At 35.6% G+C, this 22,080-nt stretch carries 19 protein-coding genes; 2 read left to right on the forward strand and 17 right to left on the reverse strand.

Annotation, left to right across the window (positions count from 1 at the left end; translation table 11 throughout):
• Nucleotides 1-21: 21 nt before the first annotated feature.
• The 4 genes from HNQ00_RS15175 to HNQ00_RS15190 all read right to left on the reverse strand — a co-directional run bounded on the left by HNQ00_RS15175 (nt 22) and on the right by HNQ00_RS15190 (nt 2,409).
• Nucleotides 22-348, reverse strand: coding sequence for an MGMT family protein (locus HNQ00_RS15175; protein WP_173839353.1), 327 nt, complete (start codon nt 346-348; stop codon nt 22-24).
• A 31-nt stretch (nt 349-379) separates the two neighbouring features.
• Nucleotides 380-1,018, reverse strand: coding sequence for a LysE family transporter (locus HNQ00_RS15180; protein ID WP_173839354.1), 639 nt, complete (start codon nt 1,016-1,018; stop codon nt 380-382).
• A gap of 55 nt (nt 1,019-1,073) precedes the next feature.
• On the reverse strand, nt 1,074-1,751 hold the full coding sequence (trmB, locus tag HNQ00_RS15185) for a tRNA (guanosine(46)-N7)-methyltransferase TrmB (protein ID WP_173839355.1): 678 nt from the start codon (nt 1,749-1,751) through the stop codon (nt 1,074-1,076).
• Between the two features lie 145 nt (nt 1,752-1,896).
• Nucleotides 1,897-2,409: a nuclear transport factor 2 family protein gene (locus tag HNQ00_RS15190; protein WP_173839356.1), complete on the reverse strand. Its 513-nt coding sequence runs from the start codon at nt 2,407-2,409 to the stop codon at nt 1,897-1,899.
• Between the two features lie 160 nt (nt 2,410-2,569).
• Here HNQ00_RS15190 and HNQ00_RS15195 point away from each other — a divergent pair, with 160 nt between their 5' ends.
• Nucleotides 2,570-4,156 (forward strand): L,D-transpeptidase family protein, encoded by a 1,587-nt coding sequence (locus HNQ00_RS15195; RefSeq protein ID WP_173839357.1) that lies wholly within the window; start codon nt 2,570-2,572, stop codon nt 4,154-4,156.
• 77 nt (nt 4,157-4,233) lie between these two features.
• Here HNQ00_RS15195 and HNQ00_RS15200 read toward each other — a convergent pair whose 3' ends face one another.
• The 12 genes from HNQ00_RS15200 to HNQ00_RS15255 form a co-directional block, all read right to left on the reverse strand.
• Entirely contained in the window at nt 4,234-4,548 is a 315-nt protein-coding gene (locus tag HNQ00_RS15200; protein WP_173839358.1) for an HPF/RaiA family ribosome-associated protein, read from the reverse strand.
• A gap of 259 nt (nt 4,549-4,807) precedes the next feature.
• Nucleotides 4,808-6,904, reverse strand: a complete 2,097-nt coding sequence (locus HNQ00_RS15205) for a prolyl oligopeptidase family serine peptidase (RefSeq protein WP_173839407.1) — start codon at nt 6,902-6,904, stop codon at nt 4,808-4,810.
• Nucleotides 6,905-7,551: 647 nt separating this feature from the next.
• On the reverse strand, nt 7,552-8,838 hold the full coding sequence (locus HNQ00_RS15210) for a DASH family cryptochrome (protein WP_173839359.1): 1,287 nt from the start codon (nt 8,836-8,838) through the stop codon (nt 7,552-7,554).
• The gene (locus HNQ00_RS15215; protein WP_173839360.1) at nt 8,838-10,373 is read right to left on the reverse strand and encodes a cryptochrome/photolyase family protein; all 1,536 of its coding nucleotides are present in this window, start codon (nt 10,371-10,373) and stop codon (nt 8,838-8,840) included. Before HNQ00_RS15215 ends, HNQ00_RS15210 begins: the two co-directional genes overlap by 1 nt.
• A gap of 9 nt (nt 10,374-10,382) precedes the next feature.
• Nucleotides 10,383-10,526 carry a DUF2256 domain-containing protein gene (locus HNQ00_RS15220; RefSeq protein ID WP_173839361.1) on the reverse strand — a complete coding sequence of 48 codons (144 nt, stop codon included), beginning with the start codon at nt 10,524-10,526 and terminating at the stop codon, nt 10,383-10,385.
• Nucleotide 10,527: 1 nt separating this feature from the next.
• A complete protein-coding gene (locus HNQ00_RS15225; RefSeq protein ID WP_173839362.1) occupies nt 10,528-11,247 on the reverse strand; it encodes a YqjF family protein in 720 nt (239 codons plus the stop codon).
• 10 nt (nt 11,248-11,257) lie between these two features.
• Nucleotides 11,258-12,790 (reverse strand): cryptochrome/deoxyribodipyrimidine photo-lyase family protein, encoded by a 1,533-nt coding sequence (locus tag HNQ00_RS15230; RefSeq protein WP_173839363.1) that lies wholly within the window; start codon nt 12,788-12,790, stop codon nt 11,258-11,260.
• A 318-nt stretch (nt 12,791-13,108) separates the two neighbouring features.
• The gene (locus HNQ00_RS15235) at nt 13,109-15,319 is read right to left on the reverse strand and encodes a TonB-dependent receptor (protein ID WP_173839364.1); all 2,211 of its coding nucleotides are present in this window, start codon (nt 15,317-15,319) and stop codon (nt 13,109-13,111) included.
• Nucleotides 15,320-15,531: 212 nt separating this feature from the next.
• The gene (locus HNQ00_RS15240; RefSeq protein WP_173839365.1) at nt 15,532-15,882 is read right to left on the reverse strand and encodes a hypothetical protein; all 351 of its coding nucleotides are present in this window, start codon (nt 15,880-15,882) and stop codon (nt 15,532-15,534) included.
• A 101-nt stretch (nt 15,883-15,983) separates the two neighbouring features.
• Complete coding sequence (locus HNQ00_RS15245) at nt 15,984-16,979, reverse strand: aspartate-semialdehyde dehydrogenase (RefSeq protein ID WP_173839366.1); 996 nt, start codon at nt 16,977-16,979, stop codon at nt 15,984-15,986.
• Between the two features lie 159 nt (nt 16,980-17,138).
• Complete coding sequence (mscL, locus tag HNQ00_RS15250; RefSeq protein WP_173839367.1) at nt 17,139-17,555, reverse strand: large conductance mechanosensitive channel protein MscL; 417 nt, start codon at nt 17,553-17,555, stop codon at nt 17,139-17,141.
• Nucleotides 17,556-17,650: 95 nt separating this feature from the next.
• Nucleotides 17,651-20,095: a bifunctional UDP-N-acetylmuramoyl-tripeptide:D-alanyl-D-alanine ligase/alanine racemase gene (locus HNQ00_RS15255; RefSeq protein WP_173839368.1), complete on the reverse strand. Its 2,445-nt coding sequence runs from the start codon at nt 20,093-20,095 to the stop codon at nt 17,651-17,653.
• 250 nt (nt 20,096-20,345) lie between these two features.
• On the opposite strand from HNQ00_RS15255, the gene HNQ00_RS15260 reads away from it, so the two are divergent.
• Nucleotides 20,346-20,954, forward strand: a complete 609-nt coding sequence (locus HNQ00_RS15260; protein WP_173839369.1) for a hypothetical protein — start codon at nt 20,346-20,348, stop codon at nt 20,952-20,954.
• Here HNQ00_RS15260 and HNQ00_RS15265 read toward each other — a convergent pair.
• Nucleotides 20,949-21,674, reverse strand: coding sequence for a porin family protein (locus HNQ00_RS15265; RefSeq protein ID WP_173839370.1), 726 nt, complete (start codon nt 21,672-21,674; stop codon nt 20,949-20,951). The two genes, HNQ00_RS15260 and HNQ00_RS15265, sit on opposite strands and share 6 nt — an antisense overlap.
• Nucleotides 21,675-22,080: the final 406 nt, after the last annotated feature.

Here is a 22,080-nt window from a genome sequence, read left to right on the forward strand (position 1 = left end):
TTATCATTTTAAAACCCACTATTATTCATTCATTGGTGGATTCCAAAAATACTTCTCAAAGTCAATTATTTGATTGTCTATTACTACAATCCCTTCGCTTTCCAGTAATTGTTGCATAAGATTTGTGCCATCAAAATGGAATTTTCCTGTAAGCAGTCCTTTTCTATTCACTACACGATGCGCAGGAATATCAGCGCGATTGTGTGATGCATTCATTGCCCAACCAACCATTCTAGCAGATCGAGCTGCGCCAAGAGCTTTTGCAATGGCACCATAAGAAGTGATTTTACCAAACGGTATTTGTCTAGCGATGACATAAACTCTTTCAAAAAAATTTTCGTCTGCCATGGAATTTCAATTAGAAGAAATTTTACAACTATTACTGCTGCATGTAGTACCTAATTATATTAAAGAGGGTTACTAGAGCAATTACTCCCGTTATACTCCCAATGATAGTATTCATGTTTCTAAGAAGGTAATCAGCCTTAGACTCGATGTGCTGGAAAAAACGGATATAAAAATAAAATACCAGTGTTGATCCCAATACTACACCACTTACAAAGGTAAATATAGCAAATGGATGAAAGGAAAACAAATCGTATGAAGACAAGGTAATAGTAATAAAAACGTAATACGGAATGGGAAAAAAGTTCAAAACCGATAAAAGCATTCCTAAAAAGAAACGCTTCTTTTTACTCTTCTTCTCAATTTTTGCTTTTTTAAGCTTAGGCTTTTTTGCAATCAATAAAAAGTAAATCGCCAAAGCCCCAAATACCCCAAACCCCAACTCACGCAGTAGAATGACGATATCTGGACGTACATTGATGATATTAGCAAAAAGGATTGCTAAATACGCTTGAAAAAATATGATGATTACTGCCCCAAAGATGAACCAGAAGGCATTTTTAGCGCCTTCTTTTAAATTAACTTTTGCCGCTGTCATATTGATTAGTCCTGGAGGAATAATACCTATTACAGCCGTGACAAAACCAAAAAATAATGGTAAAATATAATTCATTTATTATAGTTCAAATATTGAAAATAGCCTATTTACTACATTAATCTGTAGCAACTTAATCTTTAATTTTGAATCGAATATACGTAATTGCTTTATTAACTTGCAAATATTGTTTTTCGTAGAATGTTTGAAAAGCAGTAACTTCCTCGGGACTACCTTCGTTTACATATACATTGTGATTCGCATATAAAACCTCATGTCCTTCACCGTGCAACAATCCTAAAGTGTACCCGTGCATGAATTCACTGTCAGTTTTTAAGTTAACTACACCGTCTTTTTTCAATATCTTTTTATACAATTGTAAAAACTCAGAATTTGTCATTCTATGTTTTGTTCTCTTATATTTAATTTGAGGATCTGGAAAAGTAATCCAAATTTCGTCAACTTCATTTTCAGCAAAAATGTGGTTTATAAGTTCGATTTGAGTTCTTATAAAAGCTACATTATTCAAGCCTGTCTCTACAGCAGTCTTAGCACCTCTCCAAAAACGAGCTCCTTTAATATCAATTCCTATAAAATTTTTATTTGGATATCTTTCTGCTAATCCTACAGAATACTCTCCTTTTCCACAGCCTAATTCAAGTACTAACGGATTGTCATTTTTAAAAAACTCAGCATTCCATTTTCCCTTTAAAGGAAATAAATCACCTACGACCTCTTCTCTAGTTGGTTGAAAAACATTTACAAATGTTTCATTTTCCCTGAATCTCTTTAACTTATTTTTGCTTCCCACTTTTTTTCAAATATTTCGGCAAAATTAATGAATTATATCAGACAGAATGGTTTGCCACCAAAAAAATTACTTTTTAATCTAGGAGTAGTATAATTACCGTTATTTTTATTTTCGAAAAAACCAAAACCACTACTACTTCTACCGCTTAGCGATGCTCGATAAACTTCGCTAAAACCTTTTCTTCGCTTGCTGTTTTAATTTTGATAACCTCTGCTGAATTTTCATTGGGAACTGTCATTGAAAGCACATAATGTTGAATCTTCCAGTTTTTTCCCTTTTTTACTAAAACACCTGAGCCTCTGCATATTTTCATTTGCGTGTTTAACAACTCGTCAAACCAAGCTATCTTACCGGATTTGTCCAGATAAACATGGCGCTCCACCGCAGTAAAGCTCCACGCCTTTCCCTTATCGAAAAAAGGTTTTGCATAGGCCATAAATTGGTTCTTATTCCAGTTTTCACTTGCATCTGTACCTATAAAAACAGCATCTGAAGTCATGCTTTCAAAATATCGTTCAAAATCAGCTGCAGCAGCAGCCTTGTGCCACTGATCAAGAACAACATTAATTTGTTGCTCGTTACTATCTTTTACGTTTCTTGAAGTAGCAAAAGAACTAAGTAAGACAACTATTACGACTATCAACAGTGGTTTTTTCATTTGAATAAATTTAGATAATTATGGCAGCGTACATTAAATACTGTAAATATAAAGCGTTACAAATATAGCGTTTTAACAAAATTTTATTATTAATTCTGAAATCGCTTTCAAAGTATTTGAATTAATGTACTTTTACGCTACTTATTAGCAACACTAAAAAATGAAAAAAACACTACTTAAAACCCTACTATTAACCTTATTAACAACCATGTTAATTGCCTCTTGCAAAAAGAACAACAGTGAAGCCCCTGCTGTATTATCAGAGCAAGAAATAAAAGATTTAAGTGAAGTCCCATTTGACAGTACCCTCGTAGCGCCCTTTTTTAACAAGCACCCACAGTTAGAAAAGTATCACAAGGATGTTACCAATCTTTATGCAAAGAAAGATTTCCGTTTTATGTGGTACGACCGTAATGGCATTAATGAATTTGCCAATATCTTGTACAACAAAATCAATAATTTGAGCGACGAAGGTGTTGAAGCTACAATTCCTTATAAATTAGAATTTAATTCTTTTTATGAAACACCTCAAACTTCAAAAGACCCGCAAATTAATGCTGAGCTGCTAACTACTGCTTTGTACTTCTTTTACCTTGATAAGGTTTACCATGGTATCGATGCTGCTAAGTCAAATGAGATGGAATGGTTTTTACCTCGTGAAAAACAAACCTATGCCGCTTACACTGATTCTATCCTAACAGATCAATCGCATGTTAAGAAGGAGAAGAAAACACTTTTTAGTCAATATTATCTACTAAGAGATGCTTTAAAAAAATACCGCACCCTAGAAAAGAAAGCTTCATGGGACAGTATTGCTATGCCGTCAGGATATAAAACTTTAAAAATAGGCGATAGCTTAAGTGCAATAGCACAAGTACGTACCCGTTTACACCTAGAGGGTTTACTTGATACAGATAGTAAAAGTGGCATGTATGATGAAGATCTAGCCGATGCCGTTGTTAAATTTAAAGCAAGCCGCGGAATAAAAGGAGATAAATTACTTTATACCTCAACTCTAAACTATTTAAGCACGCCATTAACTAATTTAATTAAAACAATCGTGGTTAACATGGAGCGATGCCGCTGGATTTCTAAAGATATTGCTAATGCAAAAGAGGTGATTGCAGTAAACATTCCTGCTTACCAACTTACCTATTTTGAAAAAGGGAAAAACGTTTTAAATCTTAATGTTGTTGTAGGGAAGACACTGAATAAAACGGTAATCTTTAGCGCTCCTATGAAATATATTGTTTTTAGCCCGTACTGGAATCTGCCACAAAGTATTATTAAAAATGAGGTTAACCCTGCTATAAAACGAAATCCAAACTACTTAGCACAACACAACATGGAGTGGAACAATGGTAGGGTAAGACAAAAACCAGGAGCAGGAAATTCTCTAGGAAGAGTGAAATTTTTATTTCCTAATTCGAATGCAATCTATTTGCACGACACACCATCTAAACATCTATTTAGTCGCGATAAAAGAGCTTTTAGTCATGGCTGTATTCGAGTGGAACATCCTGAAGTACTGGCTGCCACAATCATGAGAAACGATCCAAACTGGGATGCTGAAAAAATTGACGAAGCTATGCATCTTGGAAAAGAGAAATGGTACACCTTAAAGAACAAGATACCTGTGTACATAGGTTATTTTACATCATGGGTAGATGCTAATGGAACACTACATTTTTATGATGATGTCTACGATAGAGATCCCGCACTAGCCGCTTTATTATTCGAAAAATAGCAGCAAAACAAAATAATGGAAAACAAAAAAGACTATCAAATGATAGTCTTTTTTTATATAGCTAATAGAAGTAAATTCTAGTGTTCTTTTTGTTTTTCAAATGTTGTCGCTAGTGACTTTTTAATTTTGTCAAGAGCACCTTTGAAAGCTTTCTCTACAGTATCAGCATGATCAGTTACAACAATAGGTTGCAATTTTGCTGGGCGAACTTCAATTAAACAACGTTTGTCATTGATTCCTGGCTTTGCACTATTCTCATCTCCTACGTGAACTTCGATTCTTGTGATTTTATCTTCAAATCTTGCTAATGCAGTTTCTAATTCAGAAGAAAAGTAAGCTTCTGCTCTTTCATGTCCTTCTACGTTTTTATCTGTGTTAAATTGTATTTTCATAGTGTAAAGTATTTATGTTTGTCTCTCAAAGTTAACGAACGACAATCCAAAAAACGAAGAAATTAGTAAAAAATTGTGAAAATAAATGACGTTATAACGGTGTTAGCAAGGCTTTCAGCAACTTACCTCATCATTATGTAAAAATATATTAAAAGCAAAAGCGCTATTCTTGACGAATAACGCTTTATAAATGCCCATTTTTCAATTTCCTCACCAGAAATTCGTAATACCTAATCTAGCATCAAGTAATAAAAACTACTTACTTGCTAGTAGGCAAATTTTTAAAACCCATATTATACAACGTAAACGCTTGTATATCTACATTCTCTTGAATACTTGCCGCTACTGATTTTCCTGCTCCATGCCCTGCTTTAACATCAATTCTAATCAATGTAGGATTTGGTCCTGTTTGCTTGTCTTGTAATTCGGCTGCAAATTTAAAACTGTGTGCTGGAACCACACGGTCATCATGATCTCCAGTAGTGACCATTGTTGCTGGATATTGTATTCCTGCTTTTACATTATGTACCGGCGAATACGCTTTAATATACTCATACATTTCCTTGCTATCTTGAGCTGTTCCATAATCATAAGCCCAACCAGCACCTGCAGTAAATGTGTGGTAACGTAACATATCTAAAACTCCCACAGCTGGTAAAGCTACTTTCATCAAATCTGGACGTTGTGTCATTGTAGCTCCTACTAGTAATCCACCATTAGATCCACCGCGAATTGCTAGATAATCAGATGTTGTATATTTTTGAGCAATCAAATACTCTGCAGCAGCTATAAAGTCATCAAATACATTTTGCTTCTCCATCTTAGTTCCTGCATCGTGCCATTTCTTTCCATATTCACCACCACCACGTAAATTAGCAACAGCATATACACCTCCATTTTCTAACCACACAGCATTTGCAATGCTAAAACTTGGCGTTAAGCTAATGTTGAAACCACCATAACCATAAAGCATTGTTGGATTTTTACCGTCTAGTTTCAAACCTTTTTTATACGTAATGATCATAGGGATTTTTGTACCATCTTTTGAAGTATAAAAAACTTGTTTTGATTCGAAATTATCACTTTTAAAATCAACATTAGGTTTTTCATACACCTCTGATTTTCCTGTTGTAGGATTTAATGCAAAAACGCTCCCCGGAGTAGTGTAATTTGTAAAAGAATAATAGACTACTTTGTCTTTTTCTTTTCCTCCAAAACCTCCCGCTGTTCCTACTGCAGGCAATTGAATTTCGCGTACCATCTTCCCGTTATAATCATATTGCTTCACCACAGAAACCGCATCTTTGATATAATTTGCAAAAAAGTATCCCGAAGCAGTAGATGGCGACAACACGTTTTCGGTTTCTGGAATAAAATCTACCCAGTTACTAGGATCAGGTTTTGCAACATCCACAGTAACCACACGTTTATTAGGTGCCATATAATCTGTTGCGATGTATAATTTATTTCCTTTAGTTTCAATAACATTATTGTCACTATTAAAATTATCAACGATAGTAACAATAGGACTATCAGGAGTTTTTAAACTCTTAATGTAAAGTTCATTTCCATAAGTAGAATTTGCTGCAGATATAACTAAATAGGCATCATCTGCGGTAACATACCCACCTATATAACGGCGTTTTTGATTAGCCCCAAAAATAACTTTATCTTCTTTTTGAGCAGTTCCTAGCTTGTGAAAATACAATTTGTGCTCGTCGGTTTTAGCAGACAATTCACTTCCCTTAGGTTTTTCATAACTAGAATAATAAAAACCTTCATTTCCCCTCCAGGACAAACCACTAAATTTCACATCTACTAATGTGTCCTCAACAATCGTCTTAGAAGCTGCATCCATGATAATCACTTTTCTCCAATCACTTCCACCTTCCGAAATAGCATAAGCGACTTTTGAACCGTCTTTTGAGAAATCTAAACCTCCTAACGACGTAGTACCGTCTTTCGAAAAAGTATTTGGATCTAGAAAAACCTCTTCTTTGCCTTTGCTATCTTTTCTATAAACAACTGACTGATTTTGAAGTCCGTTATTTTTCGAATAATACGTATACGCCCCTTCTTGTGACGGCGCTCCTATTTTTTCATAATTCCACAATTTTTCCATGCGAGATTTTAAAGCTTCTCTAAACGGAATTTGGTTTAAATAACCATAAGTTACTTCGTTTTCTGCCTTAACCCAATTTGCTGTTTCTGTAGATCGGTCGTCTTCTAGCCATCTGTAAGGGTCATTTACTTTTGCATCAAAATAAGTGTCGACAACATCTCCTTTAGGTGTTGCTGGGTATTTTAATGTTTGTTGCTTTTGCGCAACTGCAACTATCGAGGGTAGTACTGCCATTATTAAAATTAATTTTTTCATTAGTTTTTGTTTTTTTTTGTGGTTTGAGATAGCAGTCGAATGCCCCATAAATGAAGACTGCTTTTTATATGTCGGTTAGTTTGTTGTTTTGTTACTTCATTGCAGGTTAAAGTTACTACTTAAAACGGCCGTGATGCTTCGGGAAATGACAGTTATACAACTATTCCCCATAGACTCACAATTTTTCCACCATTAAGGAATTAAAATAAATTAAGCACAAAGCATTGCGGTACTTTGCGCTTCCCCTTGCGAATCTTTGCGTAACTGCTCTTTAAACAGAGAGACTCACAATTTTTTCCATCATTAAGGAATTAAGATAATTTAAGCACAAAGCGTTGCGGTACTTTGCGCTTCCCCTTGCGAATCATTGCGTAACCCCTTTTTAGACAGACACACACAATTTTTTCCACGTTGAATAAAATAAATTAAGTATAAAGCATTGCGGTACTTTGCGCTTCCCCTTGCGAATCATTGCGTAACCCCTTTTTAGACAGATACACACAATTTTTTCCACCATTAAGGAATTAAATTAAGCACAAAGTGTTACGCTACTTTGCGATATCCTTTGCGAATCGTTGCGGAACTACTTACCTTAAACTTTTCGTACTTGTTTGCGTTACTGTTTACTACAACCACAGTTTGCGAAATTCGCCTTCTTTGTCATAATCCTTTGCTTGTTTTTCTATATTAAAGTAGCGGTGTTTTCTTGGGTCGTTACCTACTCCTGCAAGGTATGCCCAGTTTCCCCAGTTGCTACAAACATCATAATCGATTAATTGTGACTCAAAATACGCAGCTCCTATTCGCCAGTCCATTTGGAGTTCGTTACAAAAATAACTAGCCACATTTTGCCTTCCTCTGTTGCTCATGAAACCAGTTTCTTTTAATTCAATCATGTTTGCATTTACAAATTCAGAATCGGTAGTTCCAGCAATCCAGTGCTGTAGTGACGCCTCATTTGTTGCTTTAGAATTAGGCTTTTCAGCAGCAATGCCAGAATATAGAAAGAACTTGGTTTGGTACTTCTTGAACATGAATCTGAAAAAATCACGCCATAATAATTCAAAAATCAACCAGTATGTCGAGTCATTTGCTTCGTGCTCTTCTTCAAATTTCTTCACCTCGCTGTAAATTGTTCGTGGTGAAATACAGCCCATTGCTAACCAAGCACTAAATTTTGATGAGTAATCACTCCCCACCATTCCGTTGCGGGTTTCTTTATAAACTGCTAACTTTTTAGATTCAAAAAAATAGTAATTCAACCTGTTCATCGCTTCAGATTCTCCCCCTTTAAATTGGATCGCCGCTCGCTTGTCTATTTTTTTATTGGTTAAATTCAAATCAGTTAAAGTAGGCAACTCCATTGGTGGAATCTCCGGAGAATTTATCGCTTCTGGCGCTTCAAAAACGGCTCTCACAGTTGCTTCTAGTTCGGTTTTCTTTCTAAATACTGTAAAAACATCTGGTATTTTCTTGATCGAAAAAGGCAAATCTTCGGCGTGGTACAAGGTACTGGTACTGAAAGTTTCTAATTCGCATCGCAATTTAAAGAGCAATTCCTGAATCTCCTGCTCAACTTTCTTTTCTTCATAAGCGACTTCGCGTTTAGCAAACACCTTCTTAGCCTTGTATTGCGCTACGACTTTGGGGATTTCAACCTCAGGCTTTCCCCTTAAAATAACCAAACCAGATCCAAGTTTCCTTAAATTATCATCTAAATTTTGAAGTGATTCTAATAAAAATTGTGCCCGATAACTGCCCGTTTTATCAAAACCATACTCGGTTTTTTTAAAGTGGTCTTCATCAAAGCAATATACTGGTACAATTTGTTCGCTTTGAGCAATTGCCTTGATAAGTGTTTCATTATCAAATAATCGTAAATCCGTTTTAAACCAAACTATAGCCGTTTTCATTATATTTTATTTATGTTTTTTAAATAGTAATCTGCTTGTTCTAGTAGCGCAACCTTTGCATCAGGCTTCATTTTCTTCCAGAGTGCATATACCATACGCAACCGTGGATTTGCCTGTAATTTATCTGCATTTTTATCAAAGAAATTCCAATACAAACTATTGAAAGGACAGGCTTTCTCTCCCGTTTTTACTGATTTTTTGTAAAAGCAAGAACCACAATGGTGACTCATCTTATCGATGTACGTCGCAGAACTAACATAGGGTTTTGTACCTACAATTCCGCCATCAGCAAACTGACTCATTCCCAGTGTATTTGTAATCTCCACCCATTCAATAGCATCTATGTACACGCCCAAATACCATGCACTCACCTCATCAGGATCAGTGCCAGCTAGCAAAGCAAAATTTCCAGTAATCATCAATCGTTGAATGTGATGCGCATAACTATACGTTAACGTTTGCTGAATTGCATCTCTTAAGCAGTGCATTTTTGTATTTCCGGTCCAATACCAATCCGGCAGCTTTGCTTTATTTTCTAAATAATTCAGTGAAGCATATTCTGGCATTTTCAACCAATAGATTCCGCGCATATACTCTCGCCAACCTATAATTTGCCGTACAAATCCTTCTAACTGATTGTATTCTATTTCAGTGGGTCTTGCCTGCCATTCATCAATTGCGCGATTTACTACTTCTTGTGGAGTAATCATTTTTAAATTCATCGAAAACGATAATCTCGAGTGGTACAGCGACCACTCTGTAGGAACCATAGCATCTTGATAGCTCCCAAAAAGTGGCAGACAGTTGGTCATGAAGTGTTCCATTAATTGCAACGATTGTTTTCGGCTCGTAGGCCAAAGAAAATTCTTAGCATCTACAGTACCTATCGTTTTAATAGTAGCCTTTTCAATTTCTTTTGCGATAGCAGAAAGATCATTTTCAAAAACTAATGGTTGTAAAGGTTTGTGTTCCTTGGGCATTTTCTTTCGATTATCGCCATCAAAATTCCACTGGCCGTTTATCGGTGTTTGCCCATCCATTAAAACATCGTGCTTTTTACGCATAGCATGATAAAAATTCTCCATGATAAAGCTTTTTTTACCCTCGTAAAACGCCGCTAATTCTGTGCGAGTAGTGTAAAAATGTTCGGTATCAATTAACGAGTGCGAAATTGAAAGTGACTGGCAAAATCCCTTCAAAATTTCATCTACACGAAATTCGTCAGGAAGCTGGTATTCAAAATGCGTGAAAGAATGTTCGGTTATAAGTTGGTTTAGGTTTTTAGCAAAATCTTGTTGGTTATTCTCTTCATTGATTGAAATGTAAATAACATCATGACCTGCATCCCTTAACTCTTGGGCAAATTTGCGCATTGCAGCAAAAAAGCCCATAACTTTTTGAATGTGATGGGTAGCATAATCTGTTTCGGTACGAATTTCCATTAACACATAAGTGGCACTCTCACTAGTTGAGTCAAACCAAGAATGAGTGCTGTTTAATTGATCTCCTAATAATAACCGAATCGTTTTTTTCATTCTTCTATTTTATTTTGCTTTGTTCATTCTGCATTTATCACTGCAATACTTCACCTCATCCCACACCTTTTCCCATTTTTTCCTCCATGAAAAGGGCCTTTGACAAACCACGCAGATTTTAAAAGGCAAATTTTGCTTTTTTACATTTCTCATATTACAACAGTAATTTGTGCCGCTTCCACTCAATCGCTACCACTGATCCTTCGGCTAGATACACGCTGTCAGGGACAGCACTACTTAAATTAGCAAACGCAGGACCATACATTTGAGCAAAATCACAGTCAATATCATAATCAATTACCTCATTTACTAACCAGCTAGGGTGTTGCAATCGGTACTCTTCAGTACTTACCTCGCTGGCTTTTGTGTAACCATAATAATGTTCGAATATAAATTGTTGTAAGGAGTCCGTTTCCATCACCTTAGCCTCATTATATGCCTGTACTGCAATTCGATTCCACTTTTTGTTCAACAGCCATTCATAATTGATTCTCTTTTTATCTATTCCTCTTTCTATACTGTGCCTCGTTTTTACGACCGTGTAATGTTCTTTGTATAATTTATTTGCTACCCAAGCCACTACAGGGTACGGTATGGTTTCATTGATAAATACAACGCCTCTTTTTACTTTTCCATTTTCGATTCTAGAAACATAAAATCTCAAATTGATCTCTTCAAAGGTCCCAAACCACGGTATGGGAATATTGAATAACTTGGTGTCTTTAAATAAAAATCCTACTAGACTAACGTAGGCTTTGCCATCAAACAAGTCTAAAGTCACTCCTGCTGGTAAATATGGTGCGAGTACAGCAGGATTAACCGCGTAATTTGCCATAATTAATTGTTCCCACTTTGCTTTTAAAAATATTGCCATGATGCGTATATTATTCTGTTGTAGCCTTTACATTTGAATCCGAAAACGAAAGCATTTCTTGTTGATCAACAAATATTGGTCTTCTACTGCTGTGTTTTTTGATGATTCGTTTTCCCTCTATCTTGACCTCTTTTTTCTCTCTAAAACTCCATACAATTTCGCTTGCTCGTTTTCTAGTTTCTTCGATATCAACAATAGGCCCTGGGTAATCCTCGCCTATTCTGCAGTTGTAAAATTCTTGCTCGATCGCATTAAGTTTCCATGGTTCATGAATTAATTCTGCTGGAATGGCAGCTAGTTCAGGCAACCACTGCTTGATAAAAATGCCATCAGGATCGTGGTCTTGCGAGTTTTTTATGGGGCTATAAATTCTTATCGTATTTGTTCCCGTAGTACCCGCCTGCATTTGCAATTGAGGGTAGTGAATTCCAGGTTCATAATCCAAAAACTGTCTTGCTAGAAAATGAAGTTCACGCCAATCTTGCCATAAGTTGAATGTGAAAAATGAAACTAACATTGCGCGCATTCTAAAATTGATATAACCCGTTGCAATCAAACAGCGAATACAAGCATCAACAATAGGAACACCCGTTTTTGCTTGTTCCCAAGCTTTAATATAGGCTTCGTTTTTTGGTTTAACCAAAGCGTCATAAGCACTATTCACATTATTAAACTCCATGCTGCATTCATCTTCAAATTTTTGCATAAAGTGACAATGCCAGTGCAATCTTGAAACAAAATTTAAAACCGCACGCTTGTTATAGGCATTTTCATAATGCTGATTTGTGTATTGATAAATCATGCGCATGCTTATGTTACCATAGGCTAAATATGGCGACAAACGGCTACAGCCTTTTCTACTCAACGCGGGTTTAGAAATATGCTTGCTATAATTTACATAACGCTCTTTGACAAAACTATCTAGATACCGCCAAGCCAGACTCTCGCCTCCTTTTTGGAAATTTTTATTGTAGGTTGTGATTTCATTTGAAAGCTCCGGTCCTTTGACTGCATTGTACAAAACCTCAGAAAGTCTAATGAGTTTAAAATCCTGCACCGCGCTCATCACTGGAATTGCGCGCATGACGTTCTCCCAATCATTACTCCAGTTTTGCCTTGACTTTAATTTTCTAATCACACCGTGCAACTGCGATTCTTTCCATGTAATGTTGTTATTTTCGAAAAAAGACTGCATTGCAACATCTCTATCATAAGTGACTTTATTGCCTACCTCTTGATGAGAAAAAACGGTATTGATGTTATAGTTTTTAAGTAGTTCAGAGAATACAAGCTGCACCTCATTATGAAAGAAGTAAAATTTGCCTTGAATCGGGTTTAACTTTAGTTGCAGATCTTGAATAGATTCAAATATAAAACGCCAGTGCCGCACATCGGCATCAGGATAAGCCATAACCGAAGGTTCGAAGCAATAGATAAACAGCAAAGGAAGACCTGAATTGTGAGCAGCATGCAAAGCTTCATTGTCAACAAAGCGCAAATCACGCTTGAACCAAACAATATTTATAGCAGGCTTATTTACCATAGTTCTTTCCTTAAAATTTTAGAAAAAAAAGCTACACTTTTTGTTTAAGCTTTTTATTTATATCTTAAACAAATATACTGAAATGTATTTAGAATTCAGTTCCATAGCAACAAAAAAAGACCTCCATTAACATTACTTTAAGCTTATCAGGTATTCGAAATAAATTTTAATTTTAGAGCATACTTAAATAACTACTACCCCTGTAGAACGAAAATGTAATAATGTAATTTATTTTCGAAAAAAAACCATTAAGAACGCGTCTTCAAATTAATTGTGAACCGTACTTAATGGTTTCATCCACTACACTATTTATTAGAATTAAATCGTAAAATTTACTCCTAATACTAGGTTGCGACCTATGTTTGCTACGCCATCTGTTTTTAATCGAGACAGGTGCGCAATATATTCTTTATCAAAAAGATTGTTAGCGTTTAAATTGACATCAAACACTGTTTTACCAAATTTCACCGTACCTCCTAAACCTAAATTCACTAGGGTATAACCCGCTGAACGCGTTTCAAAACCGCTCACATTATCTTGATTTAAAGTAGTACTTACATTAAGTGTCGCAAATCCTGAAGTCAACCAATCTTTGATTGTAAACTCCCCTCTAAGGGTGTTGTTCCAGTTATTTGCTGGAATTAAAGGCAGGTAATCCCCCGATTGATTTTTTGCAGTTACTGTTTCAAAAGCCGTTTCATAATGCAACCAGTCAAGAGGATGTGGATGCACATGTAAACCTATCTCACCACCATATAACTTTGCATTGCTTTGAATGTAATTAAAAACAGCATTCTCCTCAATCACTGTTCCTGCTGGCGAAGTATAGATGTAATTGTTGATGTGATTGTAAAATCCATTTACAAAAAACTCAAAGTGATCTGTTTTGTACTCTAAGTTTAAGTCAGTTTGAAAATTCTGTTCCGTTTTTAGTTCGCTATTTCCTATTTCGTAACGATTCGTACCTTCATGTACTCCGTTTGAGGTTAGTTCTGCTAAGTTAGGTGCTCTAAAACCAGAAGCTAGGTTCAAACGCATGGTAAAATTAGACGCTAGATCTGTCTTATAACCTAAGGCAGCATTGAAGCTGTCAAAAGATTTATCGATAGCTTGAAAATACCCTTCTTCGCCTACTGTACCGTTTTCTTCACTAGTTATTTTTCTATTGTCATAACGCAATCCTGCTTGCAAGGCGCTGCTAGTTCCCCACTCATAGTTTGCCGTACCAAAAACTCCAAAGTCATTTGTTGTTGCATCAGGAATCAATAATTCTTCGCCAAAATTAGCATTAGTTTGATGCATTCCTTGCACTCCTAGTATTGTCTCTAGATTCCCTACTTTAGGTAAATGGTACTTAGCATTATAATTGAATGTCTTTAATTTCATGTGCAAACTCGCTTCGTTAGAATCTTCAAATTCAGAGCGATCATTTGTTACATAGCCTAAGTCAACATCTAATTTTGTATTTGCAAAATAAACCACCGAATTCAAACTCAATAAATGGTTGAAAACAGCTTGTCTAGGCAACTCTGTATTTTTACTTCTCGATTGCGCCGCAATACCATCCTCAGGCAAACCTAAATCTAAATCATTGTAATTGTATCGTAGTACTGTAGAAAACTTAGCGTTGCTATATCCCGCCGCAGTTTTAAAATCGGTTTCATTGTAACGGGTGTTTGTGACACGATCGCCACCAGAAACACGATAATCAGAATGCGTATTGTAGCTTCCTCTTGCTAGGAATTTCCAATTTTCGGTAGATGTTTTTAATCCAAGTGAGGTATTGCTCCCTAGCGTATTCGAAAATAATTTTTGATTTAAATTTGCTTTAAAAGTATTAGCATCAGCAAATTTTTCTGGGTTAAAATACAGCACACCACCAAGCGCATCTGAGCCATAAAGCAACGAAGCTGGCCCTTTAATCACTTCAACACTTTCAATACCGGCATCATTAAGACCCAAACCATGCTCGTCACCAAATTGCTGATTCTCCATTCTTACTCCTTGCGAGTAGACAAGAACGCGATTTCCGCTTAATCCACGTATTACTGGTTTCCCTATAGACGTTCCCGTAGAGACTTGAGAAACCCCAGGAATAGTAGCCAGACCTTCAATAAGTGTTGCGGTCCCTTTTTGCTGTAGTTCTTTGATTGTTTCATGCTCCACTTTCATCACGTTTTGTGATTGAATCTTATTAAAAGCTGTAGATACAATTACTTCATCCATTTCAAAGATGCTTTCTTCTAGAACAACATTGATGGTTTGTGCAGCATCAGTATTGTTTAAAGCAATATTCTGACTTGTAAATCCCACGTATGTAAAACTTAATTTGAGTCCGCTTTTAGGCAAATTACTCAAAGTATATTTACCGTTTTCATCTGTTTTCGTACCTTTTTGGATGGCTCCAATATAAACAGATACGCCTTTTATAGGTCGATCAGCCATATCAGTAACTGTTCCTGAAACTGCTATTTGCGCTTGCAACACAGCCGAAAAACCCAATAATAGGGTTATGATAATTTTTTTCATTTGGATATAGAATCGTGAGACTGCTTGAATTAGCATACCTCAATTGTGATTTTTATAGTAGTTTTTTATTCGAAAAATAATTCCTAAGACACTATTTCCTTCTGTATAAAATGAAAATATATACCGCCACTATCAGGTATAACAGGCATGCCTATTACAACTAAGAGTTGGTTATTTTTCATTCGATTAAAGCAAAAATAAAATGGAATTACCTAGGTTATTTGCGCGGGTGGACCACGATGTGAATACAAACAGCCTGTAAAACTAATAAGTGCGAGCCTTTTAAGACCTGGATAAAGAATTACTGCATAATCGCGAGTTACCTTATAAGTAAAAGAAACCGGAGCGATGTAATTACCAAAGCTAAAATGACACACTTTACAGCTATCGTAGTTATGATGCTGGTGTGTAATTTCGGTGTGGCTTGGATTGTATTTATGGTGGCATTCTGTTTGAGCTAATTGTTTTATCAAGTGCTCATAGGTATGTAGTGATTGAAACAGCATTGCAAACAATACCGTCATCGCTAAGAAAGTGGGCAAAAAAAGCTGTTTCTTTATCATACGTTGCAAAGGTAGGTAAAGCTAGAAAAAGAAAACCATCTGTTGTAACAAAACATAACGCTTGTTACAACAGATGGCTTAAAATATAAATGATAGACTTGTTACACTAGTTTAGCGGCAACTAAATATTCAGCAATTTGAATGGTATTTGTAGCTGCACCTTTACGTAAATTGTCAGCTACGATCCACATGTTAACTGTATTTTCTTGGCTTTCATCGCGACGAATTCTACCTACAAACACATCGTCTTTACCTTGTGCATAAATAGGCATTGGGTACGTATAGGTGTCGTTATTATCTTGAACCACTACACCATCAGTATTGTGTAAGATGGTTTGAATATCGGCCACTGTAAAGTCATTATTAAAAGCCACGTTTACAGCTTCGCTATGACCACCTACAATAGGCACACGTACTGCCGTAGCGGTAACTGCGATGGTTTTATCGTTTAATATTTTTTGTGTTTCACGCACTAATTTCATTTCCTCCTTAGTGTATCCATTTTCTTCAAATGAGTCACATTGAGGAATGGCGTTGCGATGAATAGGATATTTATACGCCATTTCTCCTTTAGCTCCAGCATATTCATTTTCTAATTGCTGTACCGCTTTCACTCCAGTACCTGTAATAGATTGGTAGGTAGAAACTACAATACGCTTGATGTTGTATTTTTTATGTAATGGCGCTAGCACAAGCACCATTTGAATTGTAGAGCAGTTTGGGTTTGCAATGATCTTATCTTCCTTTGTCAATGAAGTTGCATTGATTTCTGGAACAATCAGTTTTTTTGTTGGATCCATTCTCCAAGCAGATGAGTTATCGATTACTGTTGTTCCCACAGCAGCAAACTTAGGCGCCCACTCTAATGAGGTTTCTCCACCAGCAGAAAATAGCGCGATATCAGGTTGCATTGCTACTGCCGTGGCCAGCCCTACTACACTATAATTTTTACCATTGAATGCGATTTCTTTTCCTACTGATCGCTCTGAAGCAACAAGAATTAATTCATCTGCAGCGGTAATAAAATTTCTTTCTGCTAATACTTGTAACATCACTTCTCCAACCATACCGGTTGCACCTACAACTGCTATTTTCATCTCTATATTTTTATAATTGAATACTTAAATTGAATTACAAAAGTAAGTAATATTAAAACCAAAACAATCGCATTCACAAAAAATAACAAAATGTTACAAATAAAACAATTGACAAAAAAACCACGTCAAGGACGTGGTTTTTATATGATTTAAGAGCTATTATTTTTTCAATAAATCTCTAATTTGAATCAATAAATCTTCTTGAGATGGTCCTGCTGGAGCAGCAGCTACCGCTTCTTCTTTCTTTTTAGATTTCTCAGCAGCTCTAAGTATAATAAAGATAAAGAATGCGATGATTATAAAGTTGATAAGCGCTTGCACTAAGTTACCATAAGTCATAACCGCAGCACCGGCTTCTTTAGCAGCATCTAAACTTGCATACTCTTGTCCGTTTAAAGAGATGAATTTTGTTGTAAAATCAACTCCTCCCGTTATTAATCCTACTACTGGCATAATAATATCGTCAACGGCAGAACCGATAACTTTACTAAATGCACCACCAATTACAACAGCAGTTGCTAAACTCAAAACATCGCCCTTCATTAAAGAGGCTTTAAAATCGCTAAAAAATCCCATAAGTTGTCTTTTATTAAATTTGTAAATTTTCTTATTAAAAACTAAATTAAGATTATTTTAACAGTTGTCACTATATAATCGGTATTAATCCTATTTTATCGATAAAACACACGTTTTACACGCTGCGAAATGCTGGTAAGGATTTCATAAGGGATTGTATTTAGTTTTTTTGCTATGTATGAAACCGTAGGTTTATCACCAAAAACAATTACTGAATCTCCTTCGGTGCAATCAATTTCAGTGACGTCTACCATGATCATGTCCATGCACACATTTCCTAGAATTCGAGCCTTTTGATCTTTTACATTAATGTACCCCACTCCGTTTCCTAAGCCTCTCGAGATTCCGTCAGCATATCCTATAGGAATTGTAGCTACTCTGGTCACTCTATTTGCAACAAACTTCCTCCCGTAACCCACACTCTCTCCTGCCTGAATAACTCTAACTTGTGAAATAACCGATTTTAAGGTTCCTACAGTTTCTAAATATTTTTGCTCTTTAGGGTCATTAGACACACCATATAATCCAATTCCTAAACGCACCATATTGAATTGATTATCTGGAAAATTGCTGATACCTGAAGTATTTAATATGTGCCTAATAGGATTTATGGCTAATTCTCGAACTATTTGTGAAGACAGCTCCTCAAATAAATTAATCTGGCTTACTGCAAAATCGCGCTGTAAAGGATCGTCGCTAGTGGCTAAATGCGATAAGATACTTTTTACTTTTACGGTATTATTTCCTTTTAAGGTAGCAATAAGTTCTGGTATCGTATCAACCTCAAAACCTAGGCGGTGCATTCCTGTGTCTATCTTTATATGGATAGGGAAATCTTTTAAGTTCTTTTGTTTAGCTATTTTTAAAAAAGCATGCAGTCCCTTCAAGCAGTAAATTTCAGGTTCTAACTGATGTTGTATAATCGCCCCAAAACTGGTATTCTCAGGATTAAGGACCATTATAGGTGTTTTTATTCCACCATGTTTTAAAGAAATTCCTTCATCGGCAAAAGCCACACCTAAGTAATCAACATTATGATGCTCAAGTAAATTAGCAATTTCGAGTCCACCATTGCCGTAACCAAACGCCTTAACCATCACCATTATCTTAACACCCGGTTTTAACTTAGACTTAAAAAAGTTTAGGTTATAACTGATCGCATTTAGATTAATCTCTAAAACGGTTTCATGAGTTTTCTCTTCGAGTAAAGCAACAATTTCTTCAAACTGAAAAGAACGTGCACCTTTTACTAGAATAGTTTCATTAGAGAAATCGATGTGTTCAAAATCTGCAATGAATTCTGCAGTATTATTATAGGTAATGCAATTAGCAAACTTGTCTTTAAAATCACTAATCGTGTCGCCTATTCCTATTACTCGATTGACATTATTAGAAATAATAAGTTGGGACACTCGCTCGTAAAGTTCCTCGTTTACTAAACCACTTTGAAATATATCCGAGAGAATAACAGTCTTATTTTGGAATTGTTTCTGACTTTCGAGAAAATCCAAAGCTATTTTTAACGACTGAAAATCAGAACTGTAGCTATCATCTACTAGCGTACAATTGTTGATTCCATTTTTCACCTTCAAACGCATTTCAACAGGAAATAGCAACCCCATTCTTGCTTGAATTATCGCACTATCGTATTTAAGATATAGCAAAACCATCATACAAGATATCGCATTTTCTATAGAAGCCCTATCTACAAATGGAATTTTGAAATGCGATTTTGCACCTCCATAGTTGTAATAAATTACCGTTTCTAGGTTTACAATTTCTTTATTATAAATGTACACGTCAGCATTTTGATCCTCAAAACTCCAAGAAAATGTTTTACTACTTGGTTTAATAAAAGGATCTACCAACTTATTTTTTTGATAAATCAAGATTTCAGCATGATCAAATAACTGTAATTTCTCCTGGATTTTCTCTTCTATACTAGCGAATCCTTCATCGTGCGACGAACCAATATTAGTTAATACTCCTATCGTGGGTTGGATTACTTTTTCTAGATGCTGCATTTCGGCGGTAGTAGAAATTCCTGCCTCAAAAATACCTAAATTGTGTTTCTCATTGATTGCAACAATCGACAAGGGCACGCCTACTTGAGAATTGTAACTTTTTGGACTTCGGATCACATTAAAATCTGGACTTAATAAAAAGTTCAGCCACTCTTTGACGATGGTTTTTCCGTTGCTTCCGGTCAATCCTATAACAGGGAATTCAAATTTATTTCGATAAAAAACAGCAAACTGCTGCAGGGCTTTCAAGCTATTTTGAACAAGAATAAAGTTTGCCTTTTCTTCTAATCCTTCTGGCACGTACTGCACCACAAAATTTTGAACGCCTATACTTATTAAATCTTCGATGTAGTTGTGCGCATCATTGTTAGCACCTACAATTGCAAAAAATAATGTTGACGGACTATTTTGTAAAGACCTACTGTCGATAGATATGTTTTCAATCTCGGTTTCGTTTTTCAATCCCAACCAACTGGCATTTAAAACCGAAACTATTTTCTTTAAACTTATACTCATTTTATATTCGATTAAATATTGAAAAAGTTTGTAACACACGCAGTCCTATATAGCGGCCTGAGCTATTGTACTTTTACAATGTTTCTTAATTCTATTGTTTCAAAGATACGACATATTAGAAAATGATAGCAGGCCTAGTTCTAGTTCTCGCTGTCGCAAAAGGGAATCTGCCAAGCCAAATGTATTGTGATTACTAAAATATTTTGATTTGTAATTTTAGTATATTTGTTAGATCAAGACAACATACACGATGCTTAAAAAAATATTACCTGCTGTATCTTATATATTCCACCCCATCTTTATTACGTTATACGCAACGATTTTTTACCTTTTTTCGAATAATTCTACCTTTATAAATCAAGAAAAGATTTTTATAATTGCACAAATTGCTATCATAACGGTAGTAGTACCAATGTTGTTTTTTTTTGTTTTGAAATCGACTAAAATCATCAACTCCTACAAAGTATTATCAGTGGGAGAACGAAAGATACCGTTAATAATTCACTGTTTTTTACTGATTTTAATATTAAAAAAAACCATCACAATTGAGCGCTACACCGAGTTGCACTTCTATATACTAGGCGCACTTACTAGTACAATTATCGCCTTGATGATTGCATTTTTAAAACGTAGAGTGAGTTTACACATGATAGGAATAAGTAGTCTAACTATTTTTATAATTGGTCTAAATCTTCACGACCAAGTACCTTACACCATTGCTATCGCATTTTTAATTTTAATGAACGGGATTATTGCCTCTTCACGACTGGCTTTAGGCAACCATAGCGAACGCCAATTGATAGTGGGGACTTTGATAGGAGCGCTCCCGCAAATGTTACTGCTCTACTTGTGGTTATAAGATATAGAAAATAAGTCCTACGTTAAGCGCTTTCATATCGATGCTTTTATCTGCAATAGCAGCTGTTTTAAACATTGAATTTAAGCCATAGTAAACATAGACGTTGATGGTGTTATATCCCGCAGAAGCGTACAAGCCATATAAAAATTTATTAAAATCTTTATTGCTTGTGATGACTGCATTTGTAGTGGCATCAGTAAACACAGATCTGTCGTGTAGTAAGTAGCTAAATTTCAATCCGCCATAAATACGCCAGAATTTGTGACTCTCATAGGTTGATGTTCGCCATCTAAACTCAACTGGAACATCTATCAATAATTGTGAAAACTTATTAGTGCTGTAATCACCGGTATTCACTGTGTACACTGCATTATTGCTACCGCCAGTAATCGCTAAGTTTTGAATATAGTTGTTATAAGTGATCCCCAATCCCGTTGCAATAGCCACAGTGCGATCTTTATTAATAGGCATATCCCGTAAAATACCAGCTGAAAAACCTGTAGAGAACTTATTTTGAGATAAGTCCGTTGGTTTTTGCTGCAAAGTGTTATACGTAAAAGCAAAGAAAAATTGGTCTTCACGGTACAATGAGTCAATTCTAATCAAAGGTACTTTCTCTTCTTCGTCTGTATCCTGTGCGTAAGAATGTACATTTGTCAAAGCAAAGAAGCTAAGTAAGAATATCTTTTGGATTGTATTTTTAGAAATAAATAATCGCATTGTGCTATGAGGTTGTGAGGTAAATAATATCGCTTTACAAAGATATGTTTTTTTGATATGTTTATTAACGCTAAAGAATATGCTGGGTTTGTTTGTATAGAGCAAAGTTTCACAAAGGATTTCTCTTATTGACTAAACCTCCCAAATTCTCTAAGACTACATTTTGAGAAAAACCTACCGATGTCACTGCTAGCAATAGCAGTACTAACTTTATTTTTATACTAAATGTTGTTCTAAAAATGAATTCATCATTGTTTATTTATTATGTAATTGATGTTATTTCTTTTTATTTACAATCAACACGAAAGGATTCTTGTGGGAGCGGGGATACATCAACTTACCTTCTCCAAAAAGACATTTGTGTCAAAAGAATTTTAAAATAATTTATTCCATAAGGATAGCTTAA

This window comes from Flavobacterium aeripolare, from assembly GCF_013294025.1.
Classification (GTDB): Bacteria; Bacteroidota; Bacteroidia; order Flavobacteriales; family Flavobacteriaceae; genus Flavobacterium.

Bases quoted from the DNA above. Each gene is read 5' to 3' on its own strand.
- HNQ00_RS15225 (WP_173839362.1), bottom strand. From the start codon at position 11,247: ATGGCAATATTTTTAAAAGCAAAGTGGGAACAATTAATTATGGCAAAT.
- mscL (WP_173839367.1), bottom strand. From the start codon at position 17,555: ATGGGATTTTTTAGCGATTTTAAAGCCTCTTTAATGAAGGGCGATGTT.
- HNQ00_RS15220 (WP_173839361.1), bottom strand. From the start codon at position 10,526: ATGAGAAATGTAAAAAAGCAAAATTTGCCTTTTAAAATCTGCGTGGTT.
- HNQ00_RS15195 (WP_173839357.1), top strand. From the start codon at position 2,570: ATGAAAAAAACACTACTTAAAACCCTACTATTAACCTTATTAACAACC.
- HNQ00_RS15180 (WP_173839354.1), bottom strand. From the start codon at position 1,018: ATGAATTATATTTTACCATTATTTTTTGGTTTTGTCACGGCTGTAATA.
- HNQ00_RS15210 (WP_173839359.1), bottom strand. From the start codon at position 8,838: ATGAAAACGGCTATAGTTTGGTTTAAAACGGATTTACGATTATTTGAT.
- HNQ00_RS15235 (WP_173839364.1), bottom strand. From the start codon at position 15,319: ATGAAAAAAATTATCATAACCCTATTATTGGGTTTTTCGGCTGTGTTG.
- HNQ00_RS15175 (WP_173839353.1), bottom strand. From the start codon at position 348: ATGGCAGACGAAAATTTTTTTGAAAGAGTTTATGTCATCGCTAGACAA.
- HNQ00_RS15255 (WP_173839368.1), bottom strand. From the start codon at position 20,095: ATGAGTATAAGTTTAAAGAAAATAGTTTCGGTTTTAAATGCCAGTTGG.
- HNQ00_RS15200 (WP_173839358.1), bottom strand. From the start codon at position 4,548: ATGAAAATACAATTTAACACAGATAAAAACGTAGAAGGACATGAAAGA.
- HNQ00_RS15190 (WP_173839356.1), bottom strand. From the start codon at position 2,409: ATGAAAAAACCACTGTTGATAGTCGTAATAGTTGTCTTACTTAGTTCT.
- HNQ00_RS15215 (WP_173839360.1), bottom strand. From the start codon at position 10,373: ATGAAAAAAACGATTCGGTTATTATTAGGAGATCAATTAAACAGCACT.
- HNQ00_RS15245 (WP_173839366.1), bottom strand. From the start codon at position 16,979: ATGAAAATAGCAGTTGTAGGTGCAACCGGTATGGTTGGAGAAGTGATG.
- HNQ00_RS15240 (WP_173839365.1), bottom strand. From the start codon at position 15,882: ATGATAAAGAAACAGCTTTTTTTGCCCACTTTCTTAGCGATGACGGTA.
- HNQ00_RS15205 (WP_173839407.1), bottom strand. From the start codon at position 6,904: ATGGCAGTACTACCCTCGATAGTTGCAGTTGCGCAAAAGCAACAAACA.
- HNQ00_RS15230 (WP_173839363.1), bottom strand. From the start codon at position 12,790: ATGGTAAATAAGCCTGCTATAAATATTGTTTGGTTCAAGCGTGATTTG.
- HNQ00_RS15265 (WP_173839370.1), bottom strand. From the start codon at position 21,674: ATGCGATTATTTATTTCTAAAAATACAATCCAAAAGATATTCTTACTT.
- HNQ00_RS15260 (WP_173839369.1), top strand. From the start codon at position 20,346: ATGCTTAAAAAAATATTACCTGCTGTATCTTATATATTCCACCCCATC.